At 65.0% G+C, this 20,776-nt stretch carries 16 protein-coding genes and 2 pseudogenes; 12 read left to right on the plus strand and 6 right to left on the minus strand.

The window, feature by feature from the left end; genetic code table 11:
- The first annotated feature begins 4 nt into the window (after positions 1-4).
- The 7 genes from MKK50_RS13715 (at position 5) to MKK50_RS13745 (ending at position 8,352) form a co-directional block, all read left to right on the plus strand.
- A complete protein-coding gene (locus MKK50_RS13715; RefSeq protein WP_499023009.1) occupies positions 5-355 on the plus strand; it encodes a hypothetical protein in 351 nt (116 codons plus the stop codon).
- A gap of 546 nt (positions 356-901) precedes the next feature.
- A complete protein-coding gene (locus tag MKK50_RS13720; RefSeq protein ID WP_499023011.1) occupies positions 902-1,450 on the plus strand; it encodes a hypothetical protein in 549 nt (182 codons plus the stop codon).
- Positions 1,447-2,211 (plus strand): PDDEXK family nuclease, encoded by a 765-nt coding sequence (locus MKK50_RS13725; RefSeq protein ID WP_499023013.1) that lies wholly within the window; start codon positions 1,447-1,449, stop codon positions 2,209-2,211. Before MKK50_RS13720 ends, MKK50_RS13725 begins: the two co-directional genes overlap by 4 nt.
- Positions 2,208-4,505 (plus strand): TnsB C-terminal domain-containing protein, encoded by a 2,298-nt coding sequence (locus MKK50_RS13730; protein ID WP_499023015.1) that lies wholly within the window; start codon positions 2,208-2,210, stop codon positions 4,503-4,505. Before MKK50_RS13725 ends, MKK50_RS13730 begins: the two co-directional genes overlap by 4 nt.
- Positions 4,498-5,598, plus strand: a complete 1,101-nt coding sequence (locus MKK50_RS13735) for a TniB family NTP-binding protein (protein ID WP_499023017.1) — start codon at positions 4,498-4,500, stop codon at positions 5,596-5,598. The genes MKK50_RS13730 and MKK50_RS13735 overlap by 8 nt, the downstream gene beginning before the upstream one ends.
- Positions 5,599-5,601: 3 nt before the next feature.
- Positions 5,602-7,431, plus strand: coding sequence for a TniQ family protein (locus MKK50_RS13740; RefSeq protein ID WP_499023020.1), 1,830 nt, complete (start codon positions 5,602-5,604; stop codon positions 7,429-7,431).
- A gap of 354 nt (positions 7,432-7,785) precedes the next feature.
- Positions 7,786-8,352: an ImmA/IrrE family metallo-endopeptidase gene (locus tag MKK50_RS13745; RefSeq protein WP_499023023.1), complete on the plus strand. Its 567-nt coding sequence runs from the start codon at positions 7,786-7,788 to the stop codon at positions 8,350-8,352.
- A 31-nt stretch (positions 8,353-8,383) separates the two neighbouring features.
- Here MKK50_RS13745 and rsgA read toward each other — a convergent pair whose 3' ends face one another.
- The 6 genes and pseudogenes from rsgA to MKK50_RS13775 form a co-directional block, all read right to left on the minus strand.
- A complete protein-coding gene (rsgA, locus tag MKK50_RS13750; protein WP_499023025.1) occupies positions 8,384-9,418 on the minus strand; it encodes a ribosome small subunit-dependent GTPase A in 1,035 nt (344 codons plus the stop codon).
- A 510-nt stretch (positions 9,419-9,928) separates the two neighbouring features.
- Positions 9,929-11,188 (minus strand): extracellular catalytic domain type 1 short-chain-length polyhydroxyalkanoate depolymerase, encoded by a 1,260-nt coding sequence (locus MKK50_RS13755; RefSeq protein ID WP_499023027.1) that lies wholly within the window; start codon positions 11,186-11,188, stop codon positions 9,929-9,931.
- 74 nt (positions 11,189-11,262) lie between these two features.
- Positions 11,263-11,682, minus strand: a complete 420-nt coding sequence (locus tag MKK50_RS13760; RefSeq protein ID WP_499023029.1) for a CopG family transcriptional regulator — start codon at positions 11,680-11,682, stop codon at positions 11,263-11,265.
- A 497-nt stretch (positions 11,683-12,179) separates the two neighbouring features.
- A complete protein-coding gene (locus MKK50_RS13765; protein ID WP_499023031.1) occupies positions 12,180-12,911 on the minus strand; it encodes a DUF4198 domain-containing protein in 732 nt (243 codons plus the stop codon).
- Positions 12,912-13,416: 505 nt separating this feature from the next.
- The gene (locus tag MKK50_RS13770) at positions 13,417-16,413 is read right to left on the minus strand and encodes a PAS domain-containing protein (protein ID WP_499023033.1); all 2,997 of its coding nucleotides are present in this window, start codon (positions 16,411-16,413) and stop codon (positions 13,417-13,419) included.
- A gap of 293 nt (positions 16,414-16,706) precedes the next feature.
- A pseudogene (locus MKK50_RS13775) lies at positions 16,707-16,926 on the minus strand (DUF1269 domain-containing protein); the annotation flags it as partial.
- 3 nt (positions 16,927-16,929) lie between these two features.
- On the opposite strand from MKK50_RS13775, the pseudogene MKK50_RS13780 reads away from it, so the two are divergent.
- From MKK50_RS13780 to MKK50_RS13800, 5 genes and pseudogenes are all read left to right on the plus strand, one after another.
- Positions 16,930-17,240 (plus strand): annotated as a pseudogene (locus MKK50_RS13780) (oleate hydratase); the annotation flags it as partial.
- Between the two features lie 423 nt (positions 17,241-17,663).
- Positions 17,664-18,731, plus strand: a complete 1,068-nt coding sequence (locus MKK50_RS13785) for a DUF2778 domain-containing protein (protein ID WP_499023035.1) — start codon at positions 17,664-17,666, stop codon at positions 18,729-18,731.
- A 183-nt stretch (positions 18,732-18,914) separates the two neighbouring features.
- The gene (ureE, locus tag MKK50_RS13790) at positions 18,915-19,379 is read left to right on the plus strand and encodes an urease accessory protein UreE (RefSeq protein ID WP_499023037.1); all 465 of its coding nucleotides are present in this window, start codon (positions 18,915-18,917) and stop codon (positions 19,377-19,379) included.
- A gap of 4 nt (positions 19,380-19,383) precedes the next feature.
- Entirely contained in the window at positions 19,384-20,064 is a 681-nt protein-coding gene (locus MKK50_RS13795; protein WP_499023039.1) for an urease accessory protein UreF, read from the plus strand.
- A 13-nt stretch (positions 20,065-20,077) separates the two neighbouring features.
- Entirely contained in the window at positions 20,078-20,773 is a 696-nt protein-coding gene (locus MKK50_RS13800; RefSeq protein ID WP_499023041.1) for an urease subunit beta, read from the plus strand.
- The last annotated feature ends 3 nt before the right edge of the window (positions 20,774-20,776 follow it).

The raw sequence follows: 20,776 nt of genomic DNA on the forward strand, positions 1-20,776 counted from the left end.
CGCGATGTCACGTGGAACGACGACGAGCCTGACAAGATCGGGCTTCACCGAAGCACAGGCACTCGCCATCACCCAAACGGTGCAGGCCACCACCCACGATTTGGTCGAGATCCTTCGAGACGATCTGGCACGTTGGCACGTCTATCTGGCGCTGAGCTTGCTCATACAGATCGGCATCGTCCTGCTTGCGATCCTCCTGATGCAGGCGATCCATGAACCGCCACGAGCGGCTCAAGCGCGCGCGACCTTCGTCCAAACCGTAAAATTTGGTGAATCGCGTGAATCGCACGCATCCCAAACCGACACGTCGGACCCCTCAAAGGCCCCCTCAAAATTGAGGTACTGGCGCAGCTGATTGGCTGCAAACATCTGAGACGACACACGAATCGCCGGCGCGTGCTAACGCTGCCAAACGTGTCGGCGCAGGTCAAAATCCCGCAGGACTCGCCTTCGCGTCGAAACTGCGCTTTACGATTGCTTGCGAACGGCGGCACACGGCCAGCCAACCAAACGGAGACCGCAATGCACGATCCCTGATCCAGGGATCACCAGGGGACGCCCGACAGGAATCGGACGCCCCCATCGGTGATAACCCGAGTGCCGACGCATAAGCCCTAGGAAGCTTGTCGGCCATCCCAACCACGAGATGAGGATGCTGTGGCTGCCCGGCGCGATGAATCGCGCCGGACTGGCAACTGCTGGAACGTCGCATGTCGATGACAGCGACGCAAGCGCCTGCGCCAAGTTTTGAAGGCCGGACCGGCTCCGAGACAGTCCCAGCATCCTCCCGTCCACGAGCCCAGCCGTCATCCCCCTGCGCCGCATCGCGTCGCAGATCCCCGACGGCTGTCCGCTCCCCTCGCGTCGCCAACCGGCAACGCGATCCCACGAGAGGATTGCCATGCTCGAGACACCCAACACCGCTCATTCACATCGGCCTGACGCACTCGAACGCCATCACACTGTTCCATGTGCGATTTTGGCATCGCCGCACATCGTCCAGGGTAGAGATGACATAGGACGCGACGGCGGAGCTGCGAGATCACAATGGCTCCCAGACAACGGCGAGCGACAGTTCACCGATATCGCGCTCTGGCTGCACATCACACTGGATTGCATTCACCTCGACGATCGTCCTCAGACCGTCACCTTCATCCATCCTGACGGTACGCCCGGATCCTACACATTCGATTTCGTCGCCCATCTCAGAGACGGACGACGACTTGCGATCGCCGTCGAGGAGGAGGCACTCGGCTCATCCGATGACCGGGAGATGTATTTCCAGAGCATCAAACCACTCATCCCACAAAGCTTTGCGGACGGCACCGTGCTGTTCACCGAGCGTCCTATCCCATTCGCTCTGCTGGCCTCTACACGCGACGAAGCTCGATGCGGTCAGCCTCTCTCGGCTGCGCCGGTCACGACTTTCGATGGAAGGGTCGGCGCATGATGATCCGTCATCAGTCTCCCTGCACCCCTCCAAGGCATGAAGCCGACAGCCCCGACGACGGAAGGTCGGAACATCAGGATTCGGCGGCGACGGACTGGATCGCTCCTCAACCGAGCATCGCCGATCGCATGCCGACGCGATTTCGGTCGAAGGGTTCCACACAGGGTATTCTCGTCACGACCGGGAAGGATCCACGCCAGATCTTTTGGGAGAGCCTCGGCGAATTGGCGTTCCTGGTGATCGTCCTTGCGCGCTTGGACATCATCGACGTCCGTGAGCAGCAAGAAGCGCTCTACCGCGACGACGCCGGCGTGCTCCGCCGACACTTCTTCGATTTCGTCGTCACCACGCGCGATGGCACCCGTAAGGCCATCGCTTACAAACCTAGTGAACGGGTCCGGGCGCTCAACTTCGACGCCTTCCTGACAGATCTCGCAGGCCGGATCTCACCGGATTTCGCCGATGAGGTCGTGCTGATCACGGAGCGCGATCTTCCGCCGGCGACCGTTCACAACGCCAAACTGATGCACGCGTGCCGGCGCGATCCCCCGGGGGACGCCGATGAGGCCGTCCTCGCCGTGCTGGCGACCATCACAGGTCGGATCAGCATCGCCGACCTGCGGGCTGCGGCCGGCCATGGCGGAGAAGGCTTTCGCGCCACCGTCCGGCTGATCGGCTCAGGGCGGATCGTCATGGAAGGAACGGGTCGGATCACGGATCACACCCTCGTTCGCGACGCGCGGAAGGAAACTGTCCAATGAGCGTCTCCCCCACGCCCCGCTATCGGCTCGATCCGACCGACCGCATCGTCATGCGAGGAGGACGCATCCTCACGTGCAAGGGACAGACTCCGACAGGCTACCTGCTGCAGCCGTTCGGATCGGAGATAACCGACCACGTCACTTTCGTCGAATTCGAAGAAGAGCGGCAGCATCCGGACTTCCGCCAGGACACCCTGTTCTACACCGAGTCCCGGGCGCGAGCCCGAGCTCGGACACTGATCGAGTCCAACGCAGACATTCCGTCGGATGAACTCGCTGACGTCCGTTGGAAGGAAGCGTGGGTGCTTAGCTTTTTCGACCTTTGGAATAAGCATCGGGCGGAACCGCCACGTAGTCCTGAAGAGCGCGTCAAACGAACCGGGCCGGGATTCAAAGCAGCCATCAGGCTCGCAGCACCAGCCCTGATGCAACTTGCGATCGCGCGCAAAGAGTCATCAGCGATGCATGGCAGGGGCTCACGAGAGACTGCGGCAGCCTCGCAGCCACGGCTCACCAAATCGGGCAAGGCGCGGAAAGCCTATGCAGGCACGACCTTCCATCTCCGCAGCCCGCCCTGCGCCCGCACCCTTCAAAACTGGGTTTTGGCTTATGAAGAGGCCGGGTGCCAGATGTGGGGACTGCGACAGTGCCATTGCCGGCGCGGCAACCGGGAACCCCGCTACGATGGGGATGCGATCGCCCTCATGATGGAGGCAGTCTACGCTTATCTAACCCCTAAGCGTGACAGCTACGAGCAGTGCTACAAAGCCTATACGGATCGCCTCGACCAAGTAAACGCAAATCGGGCGCAGGCCGACCAGCCCCCAATCGCCCGCATCGGCTTCACGACTTATCGCGCACGGGTCAACCAAGTCTCACGGTTCAACCGTGATGCCGCGCGCAGGGATCTTGAGTTTGCGATCCACAAATATAGCGGCGTGAAGAAAAAGTTCGACGTTACTCGGTTGGGTGAGCTCGTCCAGATCGATGGTTGGAAGGTCTCGCTGGTGACCCTGTCGGCCGAGAGCGGCATCTGGGCAACCCTCACCCCCGAACAAAAAGCGATTGTGCCCAGGGAACGCTGGACGCTGCTGCGTGCCATCGACGTCGCATCACGCGCAGTTCTCGGCGAAATCCTTACGAGGTCGGAGACGACGGAGGCCGCCATTATGCTGGTGCGGATGATGCTCGGGGATAAGACCGGGATCGCTGCCGCCATGGGGGCAACGACGCCGTGGGACTATTTCGGCGTTCCGGAAGCGATCGTCACCGACGCTGGGTCGGCGTTCCGATCGGACCGTTTCCGCCAGCTCCTCGCTGATCTTTCAATCCGGTTCGACGCTCCTGAGGTCGGACGCCCCAACAAACGCGCTCACGTCGAGCGGTCATTCGGCACAACCCGAACCCAGCTGCTGCCGAATTTTACGGGCCAGACTTTCGCAAACATCCACGACAAGGGTGATTACGACCCCGAGGCCAACGCGAGTCTGTTCGTCGACGAGTTAGCCCGCGCGCTCGTGCTGTACGATGTCGACGTGTACCACCACACTCCCCACGAGGGCCTCCTCGGCGAAACGCCGAGGGCGGCGTGGCAGCGGCTAATGCTCCAGGGCGCAGGCTTCTCGCGGGTCACCCCAGGAGCCCATCAGCAGCGTGCGATTTTCGGCATTGCGCTGACACGCACGCTGAGCAAGCGCGGCATCCGCGTGTTGGGGTTGCATTACCAATCCCAGGCCCTGGCGGCCCTGTTCGCACGCGACGGAAACGTCTCCGTCGCCGTGCGCGTCGACCCAGAAGATCTCGGATGGATTTCAGTCGAGATCGACCGGGTTTGGAAAGCCGTCCCTTGCGCGACCGCAGGCTTCCAAGGCGTACCGATCGCAGCTTGGTTGAACGTCGTCACCGATCAGCGACGTCGTCATGCGATCACGGCGGCGGCAAGCCGTCCAATCGTGGCCGAAGCCCTTCGTAAAGTACAGTCCATTGCCGAAACGGCGGAGCGACGCCTCGGCATTGTGCCCCATACCTACAATCCCGAAGCAATCGGGCGGGCCGAAGACAAGATCCTGCGGGGCTTCGACATCCCCGAGGACTTGGCCCGGACGGACGGACCGTCTGGCACGGACCCGCTCGCGCACGGCATTCCCGTCACAGGACCTGTGACCGTCGAAGCGCGGACAACGCCCCAACGCCAGCGACCGGATGACCTCATCCCACCTCCAACACCGTCACCGCCCGCTTCGACGGACGATGGGGAAGATGACGCTTGGACCATGGAGACGCCCGATGCTTGAGGCCCCATTAGATCCCATCGCCCACCTCCGGAGCATTCGGACGCAGAGACAACAGGAACGCACCATCATCATGGAGCGCGTGCGTGGAACGTATTTCCACCACCCGATGCATGAGGAAGCCCTCGAATTCGTCGACGACCTCATTGGGTTAATCATTGAGGAGCGCAACCCGAAGGCCGGCAACCACTCGGCAGCTGCTCATGAACTCCAAGGTTTCGCGGTCATCGGCGAACCGCGGGCCGGAAAGAGCACGCTGCTACGGCGCATCTTCCAGAAGCATCCCGCTTTTCCGGGTTACGGGATCGTCGGCTCGAGATGCCCGCTCATCACCATCATCCCGGAGGGAGCCTGCACGCTGCCACGATTCGCCATCGACGCGCTTCGCAAGCTCGGCATGCCGGCCAAAAGCGTCCCCCGCGACGAAAACCAACTGGCCCATCTGGTGCGCGATCACATGCGTCTGATGGGCGTGAAGATCCTGCACATCGACGAGGCCCATCACATCACCCAGCCGGCCAACGAAACGCAAATGAAGAAGATCATCAACACCTTCAAGTGCCTGATGATCGATAGTGAATGGCCGGTTGCACTGATTTTTTCGGGTATCCCCGAACTCACTCAAGCTTTGCAGATGACCGATCAGTTGAGCGGGCGATTCAGCTTCATGCGTCTGAAGAATCTGACGATCGCAGGCGATTCTCGAAAGGTTCAAGGTATCATCTGCAACCTAGCGAGCCTTGCGAACCTCGAGATGACGGATGCACATCAGGCGGCCGTCGCGGCGCGCCTCATGCATGCTAGCAAATATCAGCTCGGACGCTCGATCGTCTACGTGCAGGATGCGATCGAGAACGCCCTCAAACGCCGCGAACGCAAGCAGGAGGGTGATGAGGAACCCGTTCGGCTGACCCCAGAGGACTTCGCGCGCGCCTACGCTCGGAAGACCGCCGCAGAGGCGGAGGACAACCCTTTCATCGCTGACGATTGGGAAGCCATCCGCTTTCGCGCGCCTCTCGATGAAGAGGGAGCCGAAGACGCGCCGGTCAAGCGCAAGCGTGGCCGTCCGCTTGGCTCACGCAACAAGGGGAGCTGAGCGGTGCCGCGCCTCTACCCCTTCCTTGATCTTCGTCATGGTGAAAGCCTGACCAGCTTCACCGCACGCCTCTCGATCCTGCACAGCTTCAATCCTGTGAGCAGTTTCCTGCACTATCTCGGCTTGAACTTCTCCGCGCTCGTTGCCGGAGATCCCGGAGCGATCGGAGCTCTCGCCGAGCTGACCAACGTACCCGCGGACGCCCTCCAAGCGAGTGCCATACGCCGCGATGGCGACGCCTTCACCTTTCGCGGTCAGACCATGCTGCGACCAACGATGCGTAGGAGCCGGTACTTTGCTTGTCCGGTCTGCCTCGCAGACGACATCGCCGGATCCCATCTCGCACCGGAATGCGCCGCATACGGACGCGCAATCTGGCAGTTCGCGCCCATCCGAGCCTGCCCGGAGCATGGCATCGCTCTGCAACCGGTCGGAGAAGCTCGCCTCCCCAGCGAATTTCACGACTTCGGTCGAGGTGTGCGTCCAGCGCTCAAGAACCTCGACCGTTTGGTCGCCCAGGCTGTTCCGATCGAGCCCTCCCGTGCCCAGACCTATCTGATCGGACGCTTCGCGGGACAGACCGGGACGTCACCGTGGTTGGATAGCTTGGCCTGGCATGCCGTGGCCCGGGCCTGCGAGATGCTGGGAGCCGTTTCCCTCTTCGGTCGGACCGTTCATCTGCGAACGCTAACCGAAGCGGACCGGCATCGCGCCGGCGATGTTGGTTTTGGAATTGCTCAGTCCGGTGAGAATGGCGTCCGTGCCTTCCTATCGGATTTGCAGGCGACGAACCCCGCAAGCTGGAATGCGGTCGATGGCGCGCAGGCGATGTTCGGCCGCCTCTATCAGTGGCTGGAGTTCAGCGCGGCGCACGCCGATTTCGACCCCATTCGCGACGTGATGTTTCGACATATCGTCGAAACCACCCCCGTTGCGGCCGGTGAGACGTTCCTCGGCCGACGGGTCGAACACCGCACCGTCCATTCGATCCGAACCGCTGCGCTGGAAACGGGCCGCCATCCCAAAACCCTGCGGAAGATCCTGGCGGCGCACGGGGTGATGCGCCAAGATGACGATGCGTCTTTGGATCATCACGTCCGTTTCGACGCTGCACAGACCCAGGCGCTCCTCGCTCACCACGAAGACGCCGTCTCGATCAAAGGGATCGCGACGTATCTCAACACCGGCCGCGTCCAAGCCAAGCTTCTCGTGGACCATGGATTCCTCGAGCCCCTCCGATCCCATGCCGGAGGCCAGAGGCGGCGTTACACCTTCGCAACGGCGGATCTGGATCGATTTCTCGAGGCGCTGACGGATCAGGCCGTTCCAGCGACAAACCCAACTCCGCCTATCGTCAACATCCCGGGCGCTGCCAAACGCGCAAACTGCGGAGCGCACGAGGTGATCCGCCTCATCCTCAACCGAAAGCTCGGCTGGGTCGGACGGGATACGGCGGTTCCGGGATACCTCGGCGTTCTGGTGAACGCGAACGAGGTGAAGCGCCTCGTACAGGGTGCCCCTCTCGACGGACTCACCGCTCGCGCGGTTGAGAAACGGCTCGGGACGAGCACGAAGGTTGTGGTCAGGCTTGTCGAAAAAGGCTACCTCCCAACGCGGACTTGCATCAATCCGATCAACCGATGTCCGGTTAAGATTGTCGACAATGCAGTCTTCAACGCATTCGATAAAAAGTACATTCTGTTATCGGAGATGGCAAAAATCTTCGAGACCACGCCAGTCAGAATGATGAGAAGGCTCGAAGACGCTGGCATTGAACCTGCCATCCATAAAAGTGATGTCGGAGCTACGTTCTATTTCCGAGAGCGTCGTTAGTAGGTGTAAGGTCTCATCAAAAATTCGGAAGAACGTCCCAAGGCCCTGATTAAATCAGGGCCTTTTCTTTTGTAGCATTTATGAATTGAAGGCAATTGATGGCAGGTTTTTGCTGACGAAATAGCAGCATTGCGCTGGCATCGTAGCAAGTTTTTGATGACAAATCCCAGAACCAATAGCAAGGCCGATCGATTCAGGACCAAACATATCAATGACTTAGCGGGATACTGAGAAATGATATGGTGCTCGTCACAGACCCTAAAAACAACTTTTAGGTCTTATGCGTCCATTGAGGACGAAGCTAACCGCTGCCGACAGATTGGCAATCTGTCGGCAGCCTTGGAATTCAATATTGTGGATTTCATAGTTGGACCACTATCCGGCCACTTCAAAGGGCGCCTGAAAATAAATATTGTCGAAAAAGTCGCTGGCGCCCCAGCCGAAGTATGTATATCGCCAGACAGGAAGAATATCAATTTGTATGTCGAAAAAGAAACCTGGGATAAGGCTGCAAACAAAGATGCTCAGAGCCGGCGCGTTTTAGCCCATGAAGTAGGACATATATGGCTTCATGCAGATGAGACATTTCAATTTTCCGACGTCTCCGAGTCAGAACATCCCTTCATACAAAAAGAGTACCTTGTCGAAGACCAGGCTCACAGCTTTGCAGATTGTTTCATCGCACCAACAATTGCAATTTCAGGATTTGAAACCGCGAACAATCTACTTGATTATTCCGAACTATATCTCAGCATACCCGATGACACACTAATAAGACAACATAATCGAGCAATCGATCGTCGACGATACGATTTTAAGCCCATCTATGATGGAAAAATCTGCCAAAACTGCGGGGGAGATAAAGTAAGATCGCTTTTCTCTCACACTAAATGCGACACTTGCGGATTTTCAAGCTATTAGTCGCTTATGCAACGCCGCCCGCTAGCGAGGCTTACCCGCCGCTACTCCGCCGGCCGCGCGGGCCCGTGGGGCTTGGCGTGTTGTCGCGGTTTTCGGTGAGAAGCTTTCGCCAACGCGTCAGCCGCTCCGGGTCGAGCCTGCCGTCCGCGACCGCGGCCTGCACGGCGCAGCCGGGCTCGTGCGCGTGCGTACAGTCGCGGAACCGGCACGAGGGCGCGAGTTCGGTGATCTCGGCGAACAGGGTCGCGATCCCGTCTGCAGCGCCGCTGACATGCAGTGTCCGCATCCCCGGCGTGTCGATCACCCAGCCGCCCCCGGCAATGGCGTGCAGGGACCGCGACGTTGTGGTGTGACGGCCCTTGGCGTCGTGCTCGCGAATGCCTCCGGTCTCTTGAGGAAGCTCCTGCCCTGGACCGGCCAGCGTGTTCACCAGCGTTGATTTGCCGACACCGGAAGAGCCGACCAGCGCCACGGTCTGTCCCACCCCGCACCACGAGGCCAAGGTGCTTGCCGACGTCGGAAGGCGGGGATTGACGGTTATGACGTCGAGCCCGCGCTGCAACGCGGCCGCCTGGTCGCGATAGGCGTCAACATCGGCTGCCATGTCGGCTTTGGTGAGCAAGATCACCGGATTCGTGCCGCCCTGATTGGCCAGGGCCAAGTAGCGCTCCAGTCGAGCCTGATTGAAATCGGCATTGCAGGAGGTGACGATGAACAGCGTATCGACATTGGCTGCGGCGGGCTGCAGGGTTCTGCTGCCTTCGACGCGTCGCTCGAGTACCGTCCGACGGTTCAAACGGCGGTGGAGCATCCGGGTCTGGGGGTGAACCAGCACCCAATCGCCCACGGCGAAATCCCCGGTGTTGGTATGAACCGGAAGGTCCAGCTTGACCGATCCGGTCTCCGACAGGGCGGTCAGGCGTGAGCGGTGAACCGTGGCGATCCGCATCGGGGCGAGATCCGTCTCGTGCGGTTCACGCTGCTCCTCGAAGAAGGCGAGCCAACCCAGGCTCGCAAGCGGCACAGGCGGGAGAAGTTCGGGATGATCGGTCACCGGCCTGCACATGACATGGCGTCGGTCTCGTGACCAGCGCCCCTCACCATGGCACGCGTCCCACAGGCGATCAGCTCATGCCGAATCCGTTTGATCCCTTAGGGATGGCGGATTTGGGCTTCGGCGTGATGGGATCCCTCCTCAGTCGCCGCGCGGGCTTGCTGATCCGGTTTCCGCTTGAATCAAGCGGAAACCGGATCAGGCGGCATGCCGCGTCTCGTACCTCGGCCCGCGACAGGTAGGGCTCGGTCGCTTGGCCGACTTGCAACCTGCAGATCTTGCATCGAGAAAGGCCCGCCCGCCGATCACAAGCGAGAGACCGCAGCTGGTGCTGATGGTCTACGTATTGCGCGGCCGCCGGCACGTTCGGGCTGGCAGCCGCGCGGCATCGCGGCCTTCTCAGGCAGATCGATATTCCATGCCTAGACTATCGTCCTGGATATCGAATCCAAGACGATAGTCTAGGCTCTTGTCTTTGCATCATTCTTCCGAAAGCCGGCAACCACATTTCGGAATGATGCTTTAGAGTTGTGCCGTATCGCTTTCGCCTGTGTGCGCCATGAAGAAGCGCATCATCTCGCGGCTGGCGTCGGGACCGCGCGGATCCGTATAGGTGCCATTCGCGCTTCCGCCGGACCAGGCATGGCCCGCTCCATGCAGAACCCACTGCTCCAACACCTCGCGCCCGGATTGATCGGACTGGACGCTCCGGGTGTAGGTCATGCCACCCGGACTCTCCCCGCGGGTGACGACCTTCTTCAAGGCTCCGTCCGGCTTGGCCTGGGCGATGATGCGGTCGCCGTTGGATGCGTTGACGGTGCGATCCGCATCGCCGTGGAAGACGATGGTGGGGACCGAAGCGCGCATTCCCAGCGGCTGGGCCGTCCCGCCGCCGTTCATGGCAGCAAAGGCGGAGGGCATATCCTTGGCCGCACCGTAGGGCAGACCGGAGTGGACGCCGATCGCCGCGAACAGATCGGGGTAGGTCGCCGCCATGATTGCGGCGGCCGCTCCACCGGCGGACAGTCCCGCGATGTAGACCCGTCTGGAATCGGCCGAGAACTCGCGGACGACCTCTTGAGCAATCCCCGCGATCAGCGAAGGCTCGCCCGCGCCGCGCTGCTGATCGGCCGCGTTGAACCAGTTCCAGCACTTCTGCATGTTGGCCGATTGAGGCTGGCCGGGATAGGCCACCAAGAAGGTCTGCTCTTCGGCAAGCTCATTCATCCGCGTCCCGGACGCGAAGTCATCGGGCGACTGGGTACAGCCGTGCAGCATGACGACGAGCGGAAGCGCTTGGCCGGTATAGCCGCTCGGGACATAGACCTTGTACGTCCGGCTGCCCGCCGCATTGGAGAAGGTCCGCTCCTCGTATCGAGCCCCATCCGGTACCGGGATGGGGGATCGCTGAGGCGATCCAAGGCCATCCCCGAGGCCGGGGATCGCGCCCATCTTGGGAAAGCGCTCGCGCAAGGACCGCAGGGTCTCCGCAAGCCCCTGTCGATCCGAGGCATCGGTCCGGCCAGAGGGGGCTTCGCTGTCGCTCCCCTTTCCGAAGCCCGGCGCGGTCCACGCTTCACCCGGGGTCCGAGGCGCGACCATGTCGATCGTCGGCCATGATCGCGCGGTGCGGCCGTTCTTGCCGGGCCCACCCTCTGGCGCGTTCGCTTGCGGCTTGGCGGTGGCCGAGCGCCCCTGAAGGAGGGCCATGGCTTCGGTGAGCTGGCCTGCGCGGGTGAGACGGGTCACCTCACCCATGTCGATGCCGGAGAATGCGTTCATGATCATGATCCTGAATGAGGTCGGCGGGCCGGGGCGAGGGTCCGGGTACGCCCCGAAGGCGTTGAGACGAGAGATCAGGCCGTACGGTCGGCCAGGGCTGCCTTGACCGCCGGCTTGGCGTGGAAGGCGCCGAGCACTTGCACGGAGGCGATGGCGGCGCGGGCGAGTTCCGGCGTCACATCGGGAGCGATGCTGGCGAGGCCGAGAACCTGGATGTAGAGCGGAGTACCAGCGTCTCTTGCCGCTTCGAGATCCTGCCGGGTGTAGTGCGAGAGACCCAGGCTGAGCCTCTTGCGGGCCAGCGACTGCGTGACGGCATCGCCCTGACGGTCGAGCTGGTTGCGCACGGCCGTTCGGATGAAATCGGCGCGATTGGCATAGAAGCCGTCCCGAACCAGCAGATCGACACGGCCGAGATCGACAAAGCCGAGGTTGATCGTCAGCTTCTCGCTATCCGGCGCTCTTGGCCGGAGGCCCGGAACGTCATCTACCATCCCATTACCCTCCTCAAACCATCCCGTTGGATGGTATGAAGATGGTGCGCCCTTGCTGGTATGCAAGGACGGTCCTTCGCCAATTGTCTGATCACGGGTGTGATGGTGCGGTCTCCACACCTGCGTGGAGGGAAGCGCTATGGGCCAAACTCTCTGCAGGGGCACACACCGTACGAGACCGGCTGCGAAGCCTGGGCCGCCGGGCCCGATCGGATCAAAGTCATCCCGCGCCAACAATTCCGGAGCCGGATAAATGTGAATAAATACCAGTAATTACATAAATTTATGAGGCATCGACGGAAGCTCCTCGGTTTGCGCACATCGCCGATCGCAAGCGCCGCAGAACCGCGACGAAAAAAGGGGCGCACCGGGAAACCGGTGCGCCCCTGCTTCATGTCTTGTCGAGGACGATACGGTACCGGCGGGCACCGCGGCCCAACCCTTTCCCGGCGACGCGGGCCATCGAAGCCGGCGTCACCGATTGCCGCCCCTTGCGCTCAGTTGGTCTTCGGGTCGGTGACCGTGAAGGCGAGCGTGGCGCCGTAGCTGTCCGCATCGGCCAGCGTCGGCGTCTGCGAAGGGGTCAGGCGGTGCGCCACACCGAGCACCTGCGGGCCGGCACTGCGCAGCGGCACCACCGCCACGCCCTGCGCATCCGTCGTGGCGCGGGCCTGATCCGCCTCGCTCTTGAAGTTGACGCCGTCGGTCGCGACCACGCTGGCGCCTCCGAGCGGACGGCCCTCGAACAGCACCCGTACCCGGATCCGGCCCGAGGCCGCGGCCGGCTCCTCCAGCGGGACGATCTCCAGCGGCTGGCCGATGACCTTGTCCCACGGGGCCGTCGGGCCGGAGACCGCCTTGGCAAACTTCACCGACCACAGGCTCTTGTCGGCCTGCGGCAGCATCCGTTTGCTGGCGTTGCGGTAGCTGCCGTCGGGCAGGCGGACCCAGTAGCCGTTGTCGTAGGCTGCGGCGTACAGCGCGTCACCCTGATGCGCGGCTTTGAGCGTGGACGTGGGGCCGGTCTGCAGCTTGGCGTTCAGGGCCACCGCGCCCGAAGGCTCGTAGGCGGTCAGGCTCATCAGCTTGCCGGCACTCGGCAGTTCCGGCTCGTGGGGATGCCCGTAGAGGATCTGCACGCCGTTGCCCGCCGGGTCGAGCCAGAGGTCATGGGCCGAAGCCGGTGCGGCAAGAGCGAAGAACGCGGCGAGGAGGGCGGTATGTCTCATCGAAGAGGTGCTTCCCGTTACGGAATGTCGAGCGATGCCGGCTGCCCGCGGCGGATCGGTGAGAATCGCGGCCGTCACAGCCGGTGGCGAGATCGTGGCCTGCGGGTTCGGCGCCGACCCCGAGACGGTCGTTGCCGACGTGATAGAACCGCTCGGCGCAATGACCCGGATCTCCAACGACTCCACGGCAGCCGGATGGCTGGCAACGCCTGCAAGAGGTGTTCGCCCCGAAAGGCACCGGCCGATGCGAGCCGGCGTGTCAGGAGCGGCGACATCGTGCGAGCCGGTGCTCAAGCCTCGGATCGACACGGGATCGCAGCGGTCCAGTATGCACAAGCTGCGCCATTTTACACCCATGCACGCCCCGCGCAGATCCCGGAGGCTTGCCGTGGAACGGGCATATGGGCAGGCTCAGGGGGATGCACCGCCCTCAACCCCGTGGCTCGACGGCGCCTCCGGTCGGCTCGCTTGATTCTCGGGAGCGGACTTTGCGCCGCATGGCCCCTCAGGCGGCGACCTCGTCGCGCGGCTCCTGCATCGATGCGAGGGGGGCTTCCAGGCGGCAGACGAGGCCGGTCGGCGCGTAGGTGAGCTTGACCTCTCCGCCGACCTCGGCGGCGAAGCTGCGCTCGATCAGGCGCGAGCCGAAACCGCGGCGCGAGGGCTGGCTCAGGATCGGCGGACCGCCCTGCTCGGACCATGTCAGGCAGAAGCGGGGTGCCTCACCCTCGTGCACCACGTGCCAGCGCAGTTCGACACATCCCGCCTCGTTGGCGAGGGCGCCGTACTTGGTCGCGTTGGTCGCCAACTCGTGTAGGGCCAGCGCGAGCGAGAGCGCTGCCTTGGCGCCGAGAAGCACGCCCGGCCCGGTCGCGCGGATGCGCGCCGTGGCAGCACCGCGATGGACCGCCAGAGCCCCCTCCACGACCTCCGCGATGGGCGCCTCGGTCCAGCTCGACCGGGTCAGGATGTCGTGGGCGCGGCCGAGCGAGATCAGGCGCGCGGCGAAGGCCTCTCGGGCAGCATCGAGATCCGGGGCGTTGCGGAAGGTCTGGCTGGCGATCGCCTGAACCAGGGTGAGCGTGTTCTTGACCCGGTGTTGCAACTCGCCCGTGAGCAGGCGCTGGTGCTCCTCGGCCCGCTTGCGCTCGCTGATGTCGAACATCGCCCCGATCATCCGCACCGCCGTCCCGTGCCCGTCACGGATGACGTAGCCCCGGTCGAGGATGTCGGCATAGCTGCCGTTCGCGCGCAGGAAGCGGTACTCGTCGCTCCAGGCGGTGCCGGTCCCGTCGATGACGGCGTGGATGGACGCGTCGATCCGCGCCCGGTCGTCGGGATGGATCTGCGCGATCCACCAATCGCCGGTCGGATCGACCGCCTCCGGCGGATGGCCGTAGGCGACCGTGAGCGCCTCGTTCCAGAGGACTTGGTTCGTCGCGAGGTTCCAATCCCAGATCGCGTCTTTGGTGGCGCGCGCCGCGAGGCGGTAACGCTCCTCGGTCTCGCGCAGGATCTGCTCGGCCTGCCGGCTCTGCGTGACGTCGCGCACGGTGCCGATGAAGCGCACGGTGCGGCCGCCGACGACGAAGGCCTGTCCCGTGGCGGCGACCCAGCGCTCGACGCCGTCCTCCAGCCCGATGGTCCGGTAGGCGATGTCGTAGGTGCCGCTGCCGGCCGGATCGAGTGCGGCCCCGACCGCCCCATCGACCCAGGCCCGGTCGTCCGGATGCAGACCGGCGAGGAACACATCGTAGCCGACCGGCGCTTCCGGTCCCAGGCCGAACAGCGTGCGGGTGCGCGCATCCCATTCCAGCGTGTCCGTGACGAGGTCGTAGTCGAAGATGCCGGTTCCGGTCGCCTCGACGGCGAGATGCAACTGCTCCCGCGCCCGGCGCAGATCCTCGTCCGCCTGCCGACGGTCGTGGATGTCGCTGTTGCTGCCGAGCCAGCCGACCACCGCGCCGCTCGCATCCCGGCGCGGCTCGGCACGGATCAGGAACCAGCGATAGGTCCCGTCGCGGCGCCGCAGGCGCGCCTCGGTGTCGTAGACGGTCTCGCGGGCGCGGGCCGCCTCCCAGACCGCGAGCAGACCGGCCAGGTCGTCGGGGTGGATCGCCTCGCCCCAGCCGAAGGGCAGCGCCTGTTCCGGCGTCTGGCCGGAATAGGCGTACCAGCGGTCGTTGAGGTAACTGAGGCTGCCGTCCGGATTCCCGAACCAGATGATGGCCGGTGCCAGTTCGGTGAGCGCTGCGAAGCGCTCCTCGGCCACCTTACGCTCGTGGATGTCGAGGGTGGTCCCGATCCAGCTCCTGAGGTGACCCGCCTCGTCGCGCACGGGCTGCGCCCGCGACAGGAACCAGCGATACGGCCCGTCAGCGCGACGGATGGGGAACTCGATCTCGTAAGGGCCCTTGCTCCGCGCCGCCGCGAGCCACGTGTCGCGAACGCGTTCGCGATGATCGGGGTGGATCACCCCCATCCAGCTCGCCTCGCCGGTCTCACCGGGGGGCAGCCCCGTGTAATCGTACCAGTAAGCGTTGCAGTAGGTGATGTTGCCGGCCTCGTCGCCGAACCACACCACCTGAGGGCTGACCTCGACGAGGGAGCGGTAGCGCAACTCGCTCGCCTGCAGCGCCGCCTCCGAGGCGCGCTGCCCGGTGCGGTCGCGCAGGATCTTGAGGAAGCCGATGAGCCCGCCGTCCTCGGCCGTCAACGGCATCATTTCGCCCGAGGACCAGAAGCGGGTTCCGTCCTTGCGCATGTGCCAGCGCTCGTCCGGGGCGCTACCGGCCTCTGCGGCGAGACGCTTCTCGACCGCGGGCCGGCCGGCCGCCCGATCCTCCGGCGTGAAGAACGCATCGACCGTCCGGCCCAGCATCTCGGCCTCGGTCCAGCCGAGGATGCGCTCGGCGCCGGTGTTCCAGCGCGTGACGCGACCCTGGGGGTCCATGGCCATGATCGCGTAGTCGGTGGCGCTGTCGAGGATGCGCTCGTGCAGCAGGCGCTGCTCCGCCTGTTCACGCAGCGAGCGGCGCAGTTCCATCTGCGCCATGGCTTGGCGGGCGAGCCGCATCAGGCCGCGGCGCTGCCGCTCCGAGAGTTCGCGCGGCCGGGTATCGAGGACGCAGACGGTCCCGATCGGCTGCCCCTCGTCGGTTCTCAGCAGGGCGCCGGCGTAGAAGCGCAGTCCGGGATCGCCGCCGACGAGCGGGTTGCCTTCGAAGCGCGGGTCGCGCGCGGTGTCGGGCACGTAGAGGAAGTCGCCGTGCAAGATGGCCTGCCGGCAGAAGGAGGTTTCGAGCGGCGTCTCGCGCACACCGAGACCGACCTCCGCCTTGAAGAACTGCCGCCCGTCGCCGACGAGGTTCACCACCGCGATCGGCGCCTCGCACAGCTCGGCGGCAGCCTCCGCGATCTCGTCGAAATCCTGCTCGCGCGGGGTGTCGAGCAACCGATAGCGGTCCAAGGCGCGAAGGCGCGCAGCCTCTTGCTCGCTCATCGGGGCGGGGTTCATCGTTCGGACAGGCTTGGGCTCGACGCAGTGTGCCACCATGGCGGTCCGGCGGAGGCGAAAGTGAGGCCGGACCCCGTTTTGTTCAGGTCACCGCGCCTCGACCGTCGACCGCGTGGAAAGCCGCCTTCAGTCTGATCCCGGCCGGGCCGCCTACGGCCGGATGCGACGGCCCACGAGCCTTCGAGAAATGGCCCGCCGAATGTCCGCCCGCGACGGACCGGCAGCCTTCATAGGCCCGCAGGATCGGCGGCCAAGGCCGCTCGTTGCGAGCGCCGCGATCAGGAACCGTCGGCGTTGCCGGAGCCCCCGGGATGCGGCGTGGCGCCGACATCCGACGCACCCGCGCTTCCGGGCTTCGACACGTCAGGCTCCGACAGGGCGGCCTTCCTGCTCCGGCGAGAGCGAGGAGCGGATGACGCGCCCCCGGAACCGTGACATCTCCGCGAGCACCTTCTCCGGCTGTGCCTTGCGCACGAGGATGAACAGCGCCGAGGTGTTCGGCTGACCGAGGGCACGGCCTATGGCGACATGGATCGGGCACCGTTCCTCGAACGCGGTCGCACGATCCGGGCCAGGACAGCGACTGGGCTCTGTGGGCGAATCTGGCCGAGGAATCACCGGTCTTCGGCAATCCCGCGAAGTTCTATGGCAACATCGACAAGTCGATGGGGGAATCGGTGACGCTGACCTGCAAACCCTCGCCCCTCGTCGAGCGACTGAAAGAGTTGGCGGTCAACGATCCCTATTCGGGCAAGACGGTGACGGGTGGCATCATCACCTTCACGGATTCGAATTGGGTTTTAAGCGCCACCTGAAACCGTCAGCCGCACTTCCCGGAGCAGCCCAACGACGTGCTGGTGCTCTGAGCCTATGGAACTGCGACATCTGCTGGGGAGGCGTCGCCAGGCCTTGAGCGCGATCGGCGAGTCTTTCGAACACATTCAAGGCTCTCTCGAATCGCAGAAATGAGTGCAGCGCTGGGGTCCGCAATTCGGCACCGAATCCACGGCAGGCTCGCCCCACTGCATCGTCCGGTCGTTAGGCGTCCGGCCCAAAGTCCGCTCCGGTTTTACCCCCGCCCGACCATGATCTCGCCCCAGAATCGCCGAGTGCGACGACGCACTTGGTTAACGAGACATTGACCGGCCGAGGGATGCGCTTCGCAGGGCGCATGCGTCGGCGGGGCGGTCCAGGACCGGGGCGGAGGCCGCCCCGGACGGGAATTCGGGCGGCGCATGGCACATCCTCTTCTCTCGTGGGCCCTCCCATCGACCGCCTATCTGAGCGCGGCCCTGATCCTGGCCTCTTCCGCGCCGTTCGGACCCGTCGATCTGCCGCCGCTTCAAGGGGCTGCGATGCCTTTCGCGGACGACCCGGTGCCGGGCGCCCCCGAAGTGACGGTGGCCGAGATCGTGGACCAAGCGCCGGAGGCCGCACCGTCCGCCGCGGAGGCACCGGCCGAAGCCTTGACCGAACCGTTGGCCGAACCGCTTGCGGAAACCTTGGCCGAGTGGATGCCCCAGCCGTTGCCCGCTGCCGCCGAGGCGCGGTTCGGCACGGCTTCCCTGTTCTGGCTTCCCGATGCAGCACCGGCGACGGCCCTCGCGCAGGTGGTGCCCCTGCCCGTGCGCCGCCCGGCCGAGCTGACGCGCCTCGGAGCGGCGGACGCCCTGCGCCGGGCCGAGCGGATGGTCGCGCGCCGGTCCACGGCCGCGGTGGCGCCAGCCCAGGTCGAGGACACCCGCACCTTCTTCGAGAAGCTGCTCGGCGTCGAGAAACCCGCCACGCCGGCTCCCGCCCTCGCCTACGCGGCCCTGGAGAACGGCGCCGCCGAGTCGGCGGCCCGCCGGGTCCTGACCACGCCCCTGCCCACCGCGCCGCCCGTCGGCGAAGGCGGCACCGCGGTTTACGACATCAGCGCCCAGAGCGTGGTCCTGCCGAGCGGCGAACGGCTGGAAGCGCATTCCGGGCTCGGCGAGAGCATGGACGATCCGCGCTACGTCCACCTCAAGATGCGCGGCGCCACCCCGCCCGGCACCTATGACCTGACCGAGCGTGAGGCGCCGTTCCACGGCGTGCGGGCCCTGCGCCTCACACCCGTCGGCGGCAGCGAGGCGATCCACGGCCGGGTCGGCCTGCTCACCCATACCTACCTGCTCGGGCCCAACGGCGCCTCGAACGGCTGCATCTCTTTCAAGGATTACGACCGGTTCCTGCAGGCCTATCTGCGCGGCGAGATCCGCCGGGTCGTGGTCGTTCCGGGTCGCGGCCGCGACGCGAACCCGTTGGTTGCATCGCGCTGAGGTCCCGCCAAACCGCCCATTGTTTTCTTTCTGAGAAAATTTAATTCCCAGTATGCTCGATTCCGGCCTGATCTTCGCTTAAGCTCCTGGGAGCTGCCAGAAACCGCCGCGCGGTTTCGGCACCCCGAGGACAGCTCCGTCTCAGCAAGGGGCGGAGCGGCGTGTGTATCGGAGTCGCGGCGTATGCGTGTGATCCAACGCGTTCTGGGCAGCCGGTCGGAGGCTGGTCTGGCCGAGCGCCTGCATCACCTCGAACATCACGGCGCGGTGGACATCCTGCGGGTGCCGAGCGCCGACGTGGCCCGGCGCCGCCTGCGGGCGACGACGATTGCCGGCGAGGAAATCGCGCTCGCCCTGCCGCGGGATCAGGCCCTGTTCGACGGCGCGGTGCTCGTCCTCGAAGACCATCACGCTCTCGTCGCCCGCGTCGGGGCCGAAAGCTGGCTGCGGCTGATGCCAGCGAGCGCCGCCGACGCGCTCGAACTCGGCTACCATGCCGGCAACCTCCACTGGCGGGTCCGCTTCGACGGCGCGGCGATCCTCGTCGCGCTGGAAGGGCCGGCCGAGGATTACCTCGTGCGTCTCGGCGCCCTGGTGGCGGAGGGGCGCGTCGTCCACTCCATCGATGCGGCGACCGAGGGGGCCTGAGACCTTGCTCGCCGCCCTCACCGCGCTTCAGCAGGCCGACACCGCCTTCCCGAGCGGCAGCTTCGCCTTTTCCAACGGCCTCGAAGGTTTGGTCGCCGAAAACCCGGCCTTCGACGAGGCGGCGCTCGCCCGCACCGTCGCGGCGGCCCTGCGCTTCCGCTGGGCCGAGACCGACCGGGTCGCGCTGATCCTCGCCCACCGCGCCGGCGGCGCCATCGAACGCCTCGCGGCCATCGACGCGGCGGTCGAGGTGGCCTCACTGGCCGAGCCGATGCGGGTCGGCAGCCGCCGCAACGGTGCCTCGCTGCTGGCCTCGCATACCCGCCTCGGCACGCCGGGCGCCGCAGAGCTCCGCGCGGCCGTACGGGCGGGCCGGCTGCTCGGGCACCTTCCCACGGTCCAAGGCGCTTTGTGGCCGGCGCTGGGCCTCGACGAGCGCACGGCGGCGTCCGTCTCCGGCTATCTCTTCGCCAGCGGGCTCACCTCGGCGGCCGTGCGGCTCGGTGCCATCGGGGCGATCGAGGCGCAGCGGGTTTTGGGCGGCGCGCTGCCGCTGATCGCTGAACTGCTGGAGCGCCCCGTGCCGGAGCCGACGGGCGCCATCGAACTCACCGGCTTCACCCCGCTGATCGAGATCGCCGCCATGCGCCAAGCCCAGGCCGAACTCCGCCTGTTCGCGAATTGAAGGAGCCGCGTCGATGCTGCTGACGCCGACCGAACTCGAACGGCTCACGATCTTCACCGCCGCCGAACTCGCCCGCAAACGGCGGGCACGGGGGCTCAAGCTCAACTACCCGGAAGCGGTGGCGATCATCACCGACGAGATCCTGGAAGGCGCACGCGACGGGCGTTCCGTCGCCGACCTGATCGGTTGGGGCTCGACCATCCTGACCACCGGCGACGTGATGCCGGGCGTCGCCTCGATGATGCCGATCCTGCAGGTCGAGTGCGTCTTCCCCGACGGCACCAAGCTCGTCACCGTGCACGAGCCGATCCGGCCGGCGGAAGGCGCGGAGCCCGACACGCTGGAGCCCGGCGCGATCCTGCCGGCGGAGGGCGAGATCGAACTGGCCGCCGGGCGCCCGCGGGTGAGCCTCGATGTCGTCAACACCGGCGACCGGCCGGTGCAGATCGGCTCGCACTACCACTTCTTCGAGGTCAACCGGGCGCTCGACTTCGACCGGGCGAAGGCTCTCGGCTTCCGCCTCGACATCCCGGCGGGCACGGCGGTGCGGTTCGAACCGGGCCAGCGCAAGAGCGTGACGCTCGTCGGCTTCGGCGGAGAGCGCGAACTCACCGGCCTCAACAACCTGACGCAGGGCAAGCTCGACTCTGATGCCGCCCGCGCCGCGGCGCTGGCGCGCGCCAGGGCCTTTGGCTTCAAGGGCGCCTGAGGG

Origin of the sequence: Methylobacterium sp. J-043, from assembly GCF_022829505.1 — a bacterium.
Classification (GTDB): Bacteria; Pseudomonadota; Alphaproteobacteria; order Rhizobiales; family Beijerinckiaceae; genus Methylobacterium; species Methylobacterium extorquens_A.

Excerpts from the sequence above, each read along its gene's own strand:
- MKK50_RS13760 (WP_499023029.1), bottom strand. The coding sequence starts at position 11,682 with ATGGTAGATGACGTTCCGGGCCTCCGGCCAAGAGCGCCGGATAGCGAG.
- MKK50_RS13755 (WP_499023027.1), bottom strand. The coding sequence starts at position 11,188 with ATGAACGCATTCTCCGGCATCGACATGGGTGAGGTGACCCGTCTCACC.
- MKK50_RS13720 (WP_499023011.1), top strand. The coding sequence starts at position 902 with ATGCTCGAGACACCCAACACCGCTCATTCACATCGGCCTGACGCACTC.
- MKK50_RS13765 (WP_499023031.1), bottom strand. The coding sequence starts at position 12,911 with ATGAGACATACCGCCCTCCTCGCCGCGTTCTTCGCTCTTGCCGCACCG.
- MKK50_RS13800 (WP_499023041.1), top strand. The coding sequence starts at position 20,078 with ATGCTGCTGACGCCGACCGAACTCGAACGGCTCACGATCTTCACCGCC.
- MKK50_RS13715 (WP_499023009.1), top strand. The coding sequence starts at position 5 with ATGTCACGTGGAACGACGACGAGCCTGACAAGATCGGGCTTCACCGAA.
- MKK50_RS13785 (WP_499023035.1), top strand. The coding sequence starts at position 17,664 with ATGGCACATCCTCTTCTCTCGTGGGCCCTCCCATCGACCGCCTATCTG.
- MKK50_RS13730 (WP_499023015.1), top strand. The coding sequence starts at position 2,208 with ATGAGCGTCTCCCCCACGCCCCGCTATCGGCTCGATCCGACCGACCGC.
- MKK50_RS13735 (WP_499023017.1), top strand. The coding sequence starts at position 4,498 with ATGCTTGAGGCCCCATTAGATCCCATCGCCCACCTCCGGAGCATTCGG.
- MKK50_RS13770 (WP_499023033.1), bottom strand. The coding sequence starts at position 16,413 with ATGAGCGAGCAAGAGGCTGCGCGCCTTCGCGCCTTGGACCGCTATCGG.
- ureE (WP_499023037.1), top strand. The coding sequence starts at position 18,915 with ATGCGTGTGATCCAACGCGTTCTGGGCAGCCGGTCGGAGGCTGGTCTG.
- MKK50_RS13725 (WP_499023013.1), top strand. The coding sequence starts at position 1,447 with ATGATGATCCGTCATCAGTCTCCCTGCACCCCTCCAAGGCATGAAGCC.
- rsgA (WP_499023025.1), bottom strand. The coding sequence starts at position 9,418 with ATGTGCAGGCCGGTGACCGATCATCCCGAACTTCTCCCGCCTGTGCCG.